Here is an 11,458-nt window from a genome sequence, read left to right on the forward strand (position 1 = left end):
CGGATCCCCTGCAATTAGCTGCGGTCTAGCGGAGGGGTGGCGGGTGTTCAACTGTTTGTTGCTTTATCCCCGGCGCAGGCGATCGAGCGCGCCCTGGAGGATGTAGCTGGCCGCGAGTTTGTCGACCAGTTCGGCGCGCCGGTCGCGCCGCAGATCGGCGTCGATCATCATGCGGGTAACGGCGCTGGTGGACAGGCGCTCGTCCCAGAATGCAATGGGAATGCTGATCCGCGCAGCTAGATTGCGGGCGAAGGCCCGCGTCGATTGCACCCGCGGCCCTTCACTGCCATCCATGTTTAGCGGCAGGCCGAGAATGATCGCGACGGCATTATTTTGTGCGATCAACTCGTCGAGTCGCTCGGCATCTTGGGTGAACTTGGTGCGCCGAATGGTTTCGAGCGGCGTCGCCGAATAGCGCATCGCGTCTGAGACGGCCACGCCGATCGTCTTGGTGCCAAGATCAAGACACAGCAGCTTGCCGGTGGGGGGCAGACCAGCGAGGGGATTTTCCGGGAGATCGTCGCTCATGCTGCACCTCGGCTTGCTCAATGGTGCCGCTCCTATAGTTTTCCCCTGACTTTGGCGATTGGACTTTGCAATGAAACTCACCTGGTTTGGCGGTACGACGCTCCGCATTCACATTGGCGGCTTGATCCTGGTTGCGGATGCCGGTGTGGTCCCGGCCGGGATCGACGCGGCTGAGCTGGTGTCGGGGGCGGATCGGGTTTTCGGATTGGCTGCGGCGGAAGATTGCTTGCCTCAGGTTGATCTTGCCCTTTGGAAGCCCCGGCGCATCCGGCCGCTCGACGCTGGTCCCGTCGAGGCAACAATCTTGCGGGCAGGGGCGGGGCTGGTTCTCGTGCATGTGGATGGTGAGCGGCCCTTGCTGCTGGTGGCCGGGGAGTTGTTGCCGTTCGGGCGGTGGCTCGGCGATGCCGTGGTGGTGCTGTTTGGTTCGGCTGGTCAATTGGTGGCCGACGGCAGGAATCTGCTGGAGCGCCAGCCTCCGAGATTGCTTGCGCTGGCGGCTGCTGACGCTGAGCTTGATGAAGCCATTCCCGCTTTGAGAGCCCACCTGGACGACACCGCTCTGGTTGCTCTCGAGTCACGGCTGGGGCTTGAGCTCTAAAGCCGCGGCGCCTCTGCCATTGCAACTTGCCCGCCACCATTGTTAAAAGCGGCACCAGAGCGGCAAGGGCCGCATCTCCCTATTTGGAGGCATGAGCCATGTCGGTAGACGCCGCAACGGTGAAGCGTATCGGGCGCCTGGCGCGTATTCGCATCGAGGACGAGGAAGTCGCTGGCTATCAAAGCGAGCTGAACGCCATTCTCGGTTTCGTGGAACAGCTGGGCGAAGTGGATGTGTCCGGCGTCGAGCCAATGACGTCGGTGACCCCGATGCAGTTGCGCCGGCGCGACGATGCGATAACCGATGGCGGCTATCCTGAGCTGATCGTGGCCAATGCGCCGCTGTCGGAAGACAATTTCTTCATGGTCCCCAAGGTCGTGGAGTAGGCGATGGCCGTCACGATTGGCATTGAAACGCCGTTGCAGGACGATGTGCGCCGCCTTGTGGCGGCGCTCAACGATCACCTGCTGCCGCTTTCGCCAATCGAATTTCAGTTCAAGATGACCGTTGAGCAGATGGCGGGTGACGACACGACGGTTTTCGTGGCGCGCAATGCCGAAGGCGAGGCAGTGGGCTGCGGCGCGCTCAAGGTTCATTCTTCGGATCTGGGCGAGGTCAAGCGCATGTTCACGGACCCGTCCGTTCGTGGCCAGCGGGTTGGCTCGGCGCTGCTTGGCGCCATTGTCGATCTGGCGCGGCAAAAGGGGCTGAGCCAGTTGATGCTGGAAACAGGCACGGGGCCCGGCTTTGCCGAAGCGCAGCGGCTCTACCAACGCAGCGGCTTCACCCCGCGTGGCCCATTCCTTGATTATCCAGACAGCGAGTGGTCGGCTTTCTTTGCAATGCCGTTGCGGCAGGGAGCAGAAGCATGAGCATGAGCATCCGGATCGTCAAAGGCGCCGTATTGTCAAGCGTCGTCATCCTCGCCGCGGGGACTACCCAGGCGCAGGAGATTTCCAGCGTCGACCGCACCAAGGTTTACGTGAGTGATCCCGCGGGCTGCGATGCGCTGGAAAAAGATGGTCTGGACGCCATCTCCACCCTCGGGTTTCAGGTGATGACCTTTGACGATGGCATCCAGACACTTGAGTCCAGCTGCCACTTCTTTGACATCAAAGCCAAGCCGGGCAATGCCCACCTTTTCGTGTCAGCCGTCTGTGAAAACCCGGGTGCCATTTATCCCGACACGTTGGCACTGACACCACTCACATCCGACACCGTGCAGGTGGTGTCTTCCCATGAGGCTGCCATGAGTGCGGCCGCAACCAGTGAAACCAGCTCGGAGGGAGCTTCGCCCGGCGCGACGCTTTTCCACCGCTGCGCCAATCTAAGCGAGTTACCGCGTTGACCGACCTGACCAAATTGAGCCTTGCCGAAGCCAGCAAGGGGCTGAAGGCCAAGAGCTTTTCCGCCACCGAGCTGACCGGCGCGTACCTTGGCGCGATCGAGGCGGCCAATGGCGCGCTCAACGCCTATGTCGCGGTAACGGCCGAGCAGGCCACTACCATGGCCAAGGCCAGCGACGAGAAGCTTGCCAAGGGCGAGGGCGGCTCCCTCGAAGGCATTCCGCTCGGGGTCAAGGACCTGTTCGCCACCAAGGGCGTCCACACTCAGGCCGCCAGCCATATTCTGGATGGGTTCAAGCCAGGCTACGAGTCGACTGTCACCAGCAATCTCTGGCGCGATGGCGCCGTGATGCTGGGCAAGCTCAACATGGACGAGTTTGCCATGGGCTCGTCCAACGAGACCTCCTTTTACGGCCCTGTTGTCAGCCCGTTCCGCTCTGAAGGCTCCAATGCTCAGCTGGTGCCCGGCGGCTCCTCGGGTGGTTCGGCCGCCGCTGTGGCGGCATGGCTCTGCGCTGGGGCAACCGCCACTGATACCGGCGGCTCGATCCGCCAGCCGGCGGCGTTCACCGGCACAGTGGGCATCAAGCCGACCTATGGCCGTTGCTCGCGTTGGGGCACCGTCGCCTTTGCCTCCTCGCTCGACCAGGCCGGCCCGATCGCTCGCACTGTGGAGGATTCAGCGCTGATGCTGCGCTCCATGGCGGGCTTTGATCCAAAGGATTCCACCAGCGTCGACCTGCCGGTGCCAGACTTCGCGGCGGCGGTTGAGCGTGGCGTAAAGGGCCTTTGCATCGGTGTTCCCAAGGAATACCGCATGGAAGGGATGCCCGCCGAGATTGAAAAGCTCTGGGAGCAGGGGCTGGCATGGCTGCGCGCTGAAGGCGCTACGGTCAAGGATATCTCGCTGCCGCATACCAAATACGCGCTGCCGGCTTATTACATCGTGGCTCCGGCCGAAGCGTCCTCGAACCTGGCGCGCTATGACGGCGTCAAATTCGGGCTGCGGGTGAGCGGCAAGGACATCACCGACATGTATGAGTTGACGCGCGCCGCCGGCTTTGGCCGCGAGGTGAAGCGTCGCATCATGATCGGCACCTATGTGCTGAGCGCCGGCTATTTCGATGCCTATTACGTCAAGGCGCAAAAGGTGCGTACCTTGATCAAGAAGGATTTCGAGGACGCTTTCGCCGCCGGCGTTGACGCCATCCTCACCCCGGCAACGCCGTCGGCGTCCTTCGGCATTGGCGACGAGACCCTCGCCGCCGATCCGGTGAAGATGTACCTCAACGACGTCTTCACCGTGACCGTGAACATGGCGGGCCTGCCGGGCATTGCGGTGCCGGCGGGCAAGGACGGGCAGGGGCTCCCGCTGGGGCTGCAACTGATCGGCAAGCCCTTTGACGAGGAAACCCTCTTTGCAGCCGCTCGGGTGATCGAGCGCAGCGCGGCGACCGATTTCTCACCGAAGCCCTGGTGGTGAGCCAGAGCCGGTCTCTTGAACCGGCTTCGGCAAGGGTCTATTTCAGCCCTTGCGTATTTGGCCGTCCTTCGGGACGGCCCGTTTCTTTTCGGAAAGTCATATGTCCGTGGATATCTTCACCTCGCTCGATTGGTCCGAGCCGCCCAAAGACATGAGCAAGCCGCTGCAAGCGTTGTGGTGGCTCAAGAAAGGTGAGTTCCGTGTCGGCCCCGAGTGGGAGCAGGCCCACACCATCGTTCAGGCCATGGAAGGCGTACAGGCATTTGATTGGGTGCATGCGCTGATGCACTGGATCGAAGCCGATATGGGCAATGCCGACTATTGGTACCGCCGGGCCGGCAAGCGCCGCGCCACCGCCAGCGTCGCGCAGGAATGGGAACATATCGCCGCGGCGCTCAGCGACGTTACCCGGCACTAGGCGGGCACCAGCGGTTGCCTTTGCCGGCAGGTCGGTGCAAACCAGCACTGAGTTTTGCACCAATGGACCTTTGCCGTGACCACCGCGCCCGCCGACTGCCAGACCAAAGATGATGTCCGTGCCGAAATCGATCGGATCGACCAGGCGCTCCTGCACCTGTTCGCGGAGCGGCATCGCTATGTCACCCGCATGGCCGAGATCAAGACCGACCCGCATGAGGCGCGCGACCCCGTCCGCATCGAGGCAGTGATCGCCAAGGTGCGCGAGCGTAGTTTGGCTCTTGATCTTGACGAGGATCAGGCCGAACTTGTGTGGCGAACCCTGATCGATTGGAACATCAATTACGAGAAGGGCATCATCACGGCGCGGCGGCGCGCCCTTTAGGAGAGTGTGTCATGCGCAGTGTCCTGATCCGCAATGCCGAACCTGGTGACGCACGCATTCTGGCTGACATCGCCTACCGCTCCTGGACAAAGGGCATTTTGCCGCTGCTAACCGAAACACCCGGCATGCGCGACGCCGAGCAACACCGGCTTCGGCGCGCCGTCGCCGAAACGCTCACGCGCATCATTGTGGCCGAACAGGATGGCATGCCTGTCGGCTGGTGTTCGCGCTCCGCCCGGCGCGCTTATATCCCGTTCCTGTTTGTGGCTCCGGAAAGCCAAGGCCAGGGCATCGGCTCCATGCTGCTGCGGCGCATGGAGTCGGTGCTGGAACTATTCGGCGCCAGCCGGGTGCAGCTCGAAACCCCCGCAGACCATATTCGCGCGGTCCGCTTTTATGAACGGCAGGGCTACCGCATCCTCGCCATGCGTCCCGATGGGCGTGCCCATCACGAGCCGTTCATGAGCGTTCATCTCGAGAAGAAATTACACCCGTTCGTGGGCGATCTCGACGATGAGGACTGAGCTCGGCCGCCGGAACTGACCAGATCGGGCAAAGAGGCGTTGCATCGCGCGCCGCTGGTCAGTAAGCACTGGGTCGTGTTCCCGCATGCCGTTCAGAGAGCTCACTTTGACCCTTATCGACACCCGTACGCCCGATCCGAAGCGCTTTATTTCCGGCTCCACTGGAGACTGGGAAGTGATCATCGGCATGGAAGTGCATGCGCAGGTGACCTCCGAAAGCAAGCTGTTTTCCGGCTCCTCGACCGCCTTCGGCAATCCGCCCAACAGCAATGTTTCGTTCGTGGACGCAGCCATGCCCGGCATGCTGCCGACCATCAACGAAGAATGCGTGCGCCAGGCTGTGCGGACCGGCCTTGGGCTTAAGGCCGTCATCAACAAGCGGTCCGTTTTTGACCGCAAGAACTATTTTTATCCCGATCTGCCGCAGGGCTATCAGATCAGCCAGTTCAAGGACCCCATTGTCGGCGAGGGCAAGGTACTGCTCGACATGGGCGACGAGACCATCGAGATCGGCATCGAGCGGCTCCACCTGGAGCAGGACGCGGGCAAGTCCATCCATGACCAGCATCCATCCATGAGCTTTGTGGACCTCAACCGCTCCGGCGTGGCGCTGATGGAGATCGTCTCCAAGCCGGACCTGCGCTCGGCTGACGAGGCTAAGGCTTATCTGTCCAAACTTCGCACGATTCTGCGTTATCTCGGCACCTGCGACGGCAATATGGAGCAGGGCTCCATGCGCGCTGACGTCAATGTGTCGGTGCGACGCCCCGGGGGTGAGTTCGGCACGCGCTGCGAAATCAAGAACGTCAACTCTGTGCGCTTTGCCGGCCAGGCGATCGAATACGAAGCGCGTCGGCAGATCGATATCCTTGAAGACGGCGGCTCGATCGACCAGGAAACCCGCCTGTTCGATCCGAAGCTCGGCGAAACCCGGTCCATGCGTTCCAAGGAAGAAGCGCATGACTACCGCTACTTCCCCGATCCCGACCTGCTGCCGCTGGAGTTTGACGACGCCTTCGTGGCGGCGCTGGCGGAACACCTGCCCGAACTGCCGGACGAGAAGAAGGCCCGCTTTGTCCGCGACTATGGCGTGACGCCCTACGACGCCATGGTGTTGACGCTGGATCGCGACACGGCCGATTACTTCGAGGCCGTTGTTGCCCATGGCGGCAGCAAGCGCGACGGCAAGGCTGTCGCCAATTTGCTCAACGCCGATGTTGCCGCCTATGCCAATAGCCAGGGGCTTGCTGTCTGGGAAACCCATCTGCAGCCAACTCAGATCGCGGGGATTGTTGACCTCGTGGCCGCCGGCACGATCTCCAGTAAGATCGCCAAGGATTTGCTGCAGATCATCATCGCCGAGGAGCCGGAGGGCGAACCTGCCGAGATCGTCGAGCGGCGCGGCATGAAGCAGGTCACCGATCTCGGCGCCATCGAGAAGGTGGTCGACGAGATCATCGCCGCCAACCCCGATCAGGTCGCCAAGGTTCGGGCCAAGCCCACCATGACCGGCTGGTTCGTTGGCCAGGCGATGAAGGCATCGGGCGGCAAGGCTAACCCGCAGGCCCTGAACGAATTGATGAAGCGCAAGCTCGGCCTCGAAGAGTGAGCGAGCCCGCCGAAGACAAGGAAGCCCCAAAGCAGTTGCTGGATCACGGTATGGGGCCGTGGCTGATGCGCGTCATCGGCGCCCTGGTCAGCCGCATCATCATCCTGCCGGTGCTGGCCACAATGGCCGCTTCAATGGCGTTGATGATCTATGGGGTCGCTGAAACCTGGCACTTCATCCGCGAGCTGTTCTTCGCCGACCATCCCGTAAGCAAGGACGAGGCACTGCTGCACGCCATCGAGCTGGTTGATCTTTTCTTGCTCGCGACCGTGGTGCAGGTGGTTTCGCTCGGCCTTTATCAGCTCTACTTCAACCAGGATCTGGCCTTGCCACGTTGGCTCAAGATCAGCAATCTCGATGATCTGAAGTCAAAGCTGGTGGGCGTGGCCATCACCGTGCTGGCGGTTTATTTTCTCGGGCGCGCTGTGACCTGGAGCAGCGGACCGGACATCGTTTATCTGGGTGCCGCAACAGCGGTCGTGATCGGCGCGCTCACCTATTTCCTCAGCAAGATCGACGGCCACGACTAAACGGGGCCGTCGCTAAGTCACGGATTGATGTCGTGACCTGGCTCGGGGGGAAGTTCCGGCTGGTAGTCTGGCTGCGGATCTTCCACCGGCACGTTGCCCGGAATTTCGGATGGGTCTGGAGTGGGGAAGCTCACCGGCATCGGCGGCGGCGGAACAGGCTGCGGCACGATCTCGGGCGTTTCCGCGGGATCGATCTCTGGATTGGGTGGAATGGGCATGCCTGCCTCCTCGTTGGGACCTATCTCAACGGGGGGATACGACCTCAGTTCCGGACACTGGCTTGCGCCAGATTTTGAGAATGCGACCGTCGATCAGCAACAAGCCTAAAAACACCACGGCCATGCCCAGCAGGTGAATGGGCAGAATGGATTCTCCCAGCAGCGACACCCCGAGCAAGACCGCGACGACCGGGGTGACAAAGGTGTTGGAGGCGAAGTTGGTGGTGCCAACGCGCGGCAGCAGCCGATACATCAGCTGGAACGCCAAGGCGGTGCAGAAAACGCCGATGGCGATCCAGGCCGCCCAGGTTTCGATCCGCTCGATGTGTGGCACCCCTTCAACCCAAAGCGCAACTGGCACTGAAGTCAACGCCGCGCCAGAGATGGCAATGGTGGCGATGGTCGTGGGCTCGATCGCCTTGAAGCTTCGCGCGACATTGAGCGTGATGGCGTAGAGCATCACGGCGGCAAAGCAGACGGCAATGGCCCAAAGCTCGCCATGCTCATTGCCGGCCGCCAGGGATGGTGAAGCCAGCAATGCCGCACCGGTAAACCCCGCAACCACGCCGGCAGCCTTGTGGCGCTTTATTTTTTCGCCGCCGGGCCAATAATGCGAGACCAGTACGGTAACCACCGGGAGCAGGGCATTGATGATCGCAGCAAGCCCGCTCGGAATGTGGGCCTGGCTGATGGGGAAAAGCGTAAACGGCACCGCATAGCTGAACACGCCGAGGAGGCCGAGCTTGAGATACAGCATCGGATCACGGGGCAGGGGCTTGCGAAGGGCGAAAAACAATAACCAGCTGACCAGCGCGGCGATGGTCACCCGGCCTGCGGCCACGGTGATTGGCCCCAGTTCACGGATCAGCACAGCATTGAACAGGAACGAGGTGCCCCAGATGCTTCCGATAAAAATGATGAGCGCCCAGTAGCGTGCCGACATGTGATTCTTTCCCAGGAAGCGGCGACGCTAGGCCTGTCGCCAGCAAAGGTCGAACCGATTTTGACGATGGCAAGCATCAATGCACGTGATGAGCGGATGGCTCCTATGCGCCATTGCAGTTGCATGCGTTGAGGGGGCTGCTAGCCTTCACCGGTAAACTTCTGAGGGCTCTTATGCACAAACTTGGTCTTGCCGTTTCTGCTCTTCTGCTCGCCACCGCCGCGCCCGCGGTCCTGGCGGCGGAAACTCTGGATACCACGCCGCGCATCGCGGTGATGTCGGCCTTTGGCCCCGAATGGATTGCGCTGCAGGAAGCCCTCAGCGAACGCAAGGATTACACGGTCAATGGCACCACCTTTGCAACCGGGGTGATTGAGGGCAAGCCGGTGGTGCTGTTCTTGACCGGGGTCAGCATGGTCAATGCGGCGATGACCTCGCAGCTGGCGCTGGACCACTTCAACATCGAAAGCATCGTGTTTTCCGGAATAGCGGGTGGCGTTAATCCCGAGCGCCATATCGGGGATGTGATTGTGCCGGCGCAGTGGGGCCAGTATCTCGAGGTCATCATGGCGCGCGAAGTGGATGGGAAGTTCACGCCGCCCTCATTCATGGACGCGCCCCATCCCTCCTTCGGCATGATGTTCCCGCAGACCGTGGATATCGCCCGCCAGGGTGGCGAGCCCGAGGAAAAGTTCTGGTTTGCCGCCGATGCGGAGCTGTTGGCGGTCGCCGAGAAGGTTGCAGCTGAGATCAAGCTGGAGGATTGTTCGGCAGAAAACGCCTGCCTCACCACCACGCCGAGCATTCATGTTGGTGGCAATGGCGTTTCGGGCGCGGCCTTTGTGGACAATGCAGAACTGCGTGAATATGCCTTTGGGACCTTCGAGGCGCAGGTGCTCGACATGGAAAGCGCCGCCGTAGCGCATGTGGCCTATGCCAATGATGTGCCCTTCATCGCGTTCCGCTCGCTGTCAGATCTAGCGGGTGGCGGCGAAGGCGAAAACCAGATGGGCACCTTCATGGGCTTGGCGTCCAACAATTCGGCTGCCGTCGTAACCGCCTTCATTGCAGCACTGCCGGAGTAAGGCTGCCCAAGGATCCGAACTCTCCAGAGGCGAGCTGCCGCACCGCCTCTGGATAAAGCCGGTGCTCTTCGACAAGCACCCGCGCGGCAAGGGTGTCGGGCGTATCGCCCGGCAGAACCGGCACTTCAGCTTGCAGGATGGCGGGCCCTTCGTCCAAGCCCGGGGTGACGAAATGAACGGTGCAGCCATGGCGGGTCGCGCCATCGGCTAGTGCCCGGGCATGCGTGTCCAGCCCCTTGTAGAGCGGCAGCAGGGAAGGATGGATGTTGATCAGGCGCCCCTGCCAGCGATTGACAAAATCTTCGCCCAAAACGCGCATGAAGCCGGCAAGGCAGACCAGCTCGGTGTCCCAGCTTTCAAGGACCTGGGTCAGAACGTCCTCGAACATGTCCCGGCTGGGAAACTTGCTTTGTGCAAGGCTCGCCGTCGCGATCCCTTCAGCCGCAGCCAGGGCCAGTCCTTCGGCCGCGGCCCGATTAGAGACCACGCCGACAATTTCGGCGGGGTAGTCGGGGGCCTTTGCCGCCTCGATCAGCGCCGCCATGTTGGAGCCACGGCCCGAGATCAAAATGGCAGTGCGCGTGCGGCTCACAGCGAGAGCCTGCCCTCGAAGGTCACCGCCTCGCCGGTGCGTTGCACGAGTTCGCCAACGATTGCTGCCGTTTCCCCAGCATCGTTGAGGTGCTCCACCAGGGTAGCGGCCTCGTCTGTGCCAACCGCGATCAGCATGCCAACGCCGCAGTTGAAGGTGCGCAGCATTTCGGCTTCAGCGAGACCGCCCGTGTGGGCCAGCCAGCCAAAAACCTTGGGCACGGTTATGGCTCGGAGATTCACATGCGCCGCCAGATGATCGGGCAAGACGCGGGGGATATTGTCGATAAAGCCGCCGCCGGTGATATGGGCCAGGGCCTTGATGCCGATCCCGGCTTTCAGCGCCGCGAGAATGGGCTTCACATAGATGCGGGTAGGGGTCAGCAATGCATCGGCAAGGGACTGACCGGGCGCAAATGGCGCATCCATGAACCAGTCATTGCCCGAGAGCTCCACGATCTTGCGCACCAGCGAATAGCCGTTCGAGTGCACGCCCGAAGAGGCTATCGCAACGAGCGTATCGCCTGGCGCGAGATCGGCTCGCGGCAGCAGGGTCCCGCGTTCGGCAGCGCCCACGGCAAAGCCGGCCAGATCATAGTCCTTGCCGTGGTACATGCCCGGCATTTCCGCGGTTTCCCCGCCGATCAGGGCACAGCCGGCTTGGCGGCAACCCTCGGCGATCCCCTCAACGATCGCGGTTCCCTGCTCAACATCAAGCGCGCCGGTGGCGAAGTAATCCAGAAAGAACAACGGCTCCGCGCCCTGAACGACGATGTCGTTGACGCACATCGCAACAAGATCGATGCCGATGCTGTCGTGCTTGCCAGCTTCAATTGCGATCCGCAGCTTGGTGCCGACGCCATCATTGGCCGCCACGAGGACGGGGTCGGTGAAGCCAGCAGCCTTGAGGTCGAACAGGCCCCCAAACCCCCCGATCTCGCCGTCGGCGCCTGCCCGCCGCGTGGAGCGGACGGCGGGCTTGATCGCATCGACAAGGGCGTTGCCCGCATCAATGTCGACGCCGGCCTGCTTGTATGAAAGACCGTTTGGTGGCAGGTTTTGGGGGTCGGACATGGGCCTCAGTGCCAATTGGGGAAACCGTGCGCAATGCCGCAGGCTAGACACCAGGGCAGTTGCCATTTCCGGAGGGGGCCGGTAGAGGGCCTGATAGCTTCTCCACCCAACCGACGCAAGGGCC

The 11,458-nt window shown here is 62.0% G+C and carries 16 protein-coding genes; 11 read left to right on the forward strand and 5 right to left on the reverse strand.

The window, feature by feature from the left end:
* Positions 1–63 precede the first annotated feature (63 nt).
* Positions 64–528, reverse strand: a complete 465-nt coding sequence (ruvX, locus tag AC3YOG_RS19490) for a Holliday junction resolvase RuvX (protein ID WP_127753175.1) — start codon at positions 526–528, stop codon at positions 64–66.
* 70 nt (positions 529–598) lie between these two features.
* Here ruvX and AC3YOG_RS19495 point away from each other — a divergent pair, with 70 nt between their 5' ends.
* From AC3YOG_RS19495 to AC3YOG_RS19540, 10 genes are all read left to right on the forward strand, one after another.
* Complete coding sequence (locus AC3YOG_RS19495) at positions 599–1,129, forward strand: hypothetical protein (RefSeq protein ID WP_489936302.1); 531 nt, start codon at positions 599–601, stop codon at positions 1,127–1,129.
* Between the two features lie 98 nt (positions 1,130–1,227).
* Positions 1,228–1,515, forward strand: coding sequence for an Asp-tRNA(Asn)/Glu-tRNA(Gln) amidotransferase subunit GatC (gatC, locus tag AC3YOG_RS19500; protein ID WP_127753173.1), 288 nt, complete (start codon positions 1,228–1,230; stop codon positions 1,513–1,515).
* A 3-nt stretch (positions 1,516–1,518) separates the two neighbouring features.
* On the forward strand, positions 1,519–2,001 hold the full coding sequence (locus AC3YOG_RS19505; protein WP_489891158.1) for a GNAT family N-acetyltransferase: 483 nt from the start codon (positions 1,519–1,521) through the stop codon (positions 1,999–2,001).
* Positions 1,998–2,477 (forward strand): hypothetical protein, encoded by a 480-nt coding sequence (locus AC3YOG_RS19510; protein WP_489936303.1) that lies wholly within the window; start codon positions 1,998–2,000, stop codon positions 2,475–2,477. Before AC3YOG_RS19505 ends, AC3YOG_RS19510 begins: the two co-directional genes overlap by 4 nt.
* Positions 2,474–3,958, forward strand: coding sequence for an Asp-tRNA(Asn)/Glu-tRNA(Gln) amidotransferase subunit GatA (gene gatA, locus AC3YOG_RS19515; RefSeq protein ID WP_489936304.1), 1,485 nt, complete (start codon positions 2,474–2,476; stop codon positions 3,956–3,958). The genes AC3YOG_RS19510 and gatA overlap by 4 nt, the downstream gene beginning before the upstream one ends.
* Positions 3,959–4,058: 100 nt before the next feature.
* Complete coding sequence (locus tag AC3YOG_RS19520) at positions 4,059–4,376, forward strand: hypothetical protein (protein ID WP_489891155.1); 318 nt, start codon at positions 4,059–4,061, stop codon at positions 4,374–4,376.
* Between the two features lie 75 nt (positions 4,377–4,451).
* Positions 4,452–4,760, forward strand: a complete 309-nt coding sequence (locus AC3YOG_RS19525) for a chorismate mutase (protein ID WP_172123395.1) — start codon at positions 4,452–4,454, stop codon at positions 4,758–4,760.
* Positions 4,761–4,771: 11 nt separating this feature from the next.
* Positions 4,772–5,284, forward strand: a complete 513-nt coding sequence (locus AC3YOG_RS19530; protein WP_489936305.1) for a GNAT family N-acetyltransferase — start codon at positions 4,772–4,774, stop codon at positions 5,282–5,284.
* Between the two features lie 187 nt (positions 5,285–5,471).
* Positions 5,472–6,893, forward strand: a complete 1,422-nt coding sequence (gene gatB, locus AC3YOG_RS19535) for an Asp-tRNA(Asn)/Glu-tRNA(Gln) amidotransferase subunit GatB (RefSeq protein ID WP_489936353.1) — start codon at positions 5,472–5,474, stop codon at positions 6,891–6,893.
* Complete coding sequence (locus AC3YOG_RS19540; RefSeq protein ID WP_127753165.1) at positions 6,890–7,423, forward strand: YqhA family protein; 534 nt, start codon at positions 6,890–6,892, stop codon at positions 7,421–7,423. The genes gatB and AC3YOG_RS19540 overlap by 4 nt, the downstream gene beginning before the upstream one ends.
* A 17-nt stretch (positions 7,424–7,440) precedes the next feature.
* On the opposite strand, the gene AC3YOG_RS19545 is transcribed toward AC3YOG_RS19540, so the two are convergent.
* Together AC3YOG_RS19545 and AC3YOG_RS19550 are read right to left on the reverse strand one after the other, a co-directional pair.
* Complete coding sequence (locus AC3YOG_RS19545; RefSeq protein ID WP_127753164.1) at positions 7,441–7,641, reverse strand: hypothetical protein; 201 nt, start codon at positions 7,639–7,641, stop codon at positions 7,441–7,443.
* A gap of 25 nt (positions 7,642–7,666) precedes the next feature.
* Positions 7,667–8,584, reverse strand: coding sequence for a DMT family transporter (locus AC3YOG_RS19550; protein ID WP_172123390.1), 918 nt, complete (start codon positions 8,582–8,584; stop codon positions 7,667–7,669).
* Between the two features lie 173 nt (positions 8,585–8,757).
* Here AC3YOG_RS19550 and AC3YOG_RS19555 point away from each other — a divergent pair, with 173 nt between their 5' ends.
* On the forward strand, positions 8,758–9,669 hold the full coding sequence (locus AC3YOG_RS19555; protein WP_489936306.1) for a 5'-methylthioadenosine/S-adenosylhomocysteine nucleosidase: 912 nt from the start codon (positions 8,758–8,760) through the stop codon (positions 9,667–9,669).
* Here AC3YOG_RS19555 and purN read toward each other — a convergent pair.
* A complete protein-coding gene (gene purN / locus AC3YOG_RS19560; protein ID WP_489936354.1) occupies positions 9,647–10,213 on the reverse strand; it encodes a phosphoribosylglycinamide formyltransferase in 567 nt (188 codons plus the stop codon). The genes AC3YOG_RS19555 and purN overlap by 23 nt on opposite strands.
* A 44-nt stretch (positions 10,214–10,257) precedes the next feature.
* Entirely contained in the window at positions 10,258–11,334 is a 1,077-nt protein-coding gene (gene purM / locus AC3YOG_RS19565; protein ID WP_489936307.1) for a phosphoribosylformylglycinamidine cyclo-ligase, read from the reverse strand.
* Between the last annotated feature and the right edge of the window lie 124 nt (positions 11,335–11,458).

It is taken from the genome of Devosia sp. Z6_126 (genome assembly GCF_058133495.1).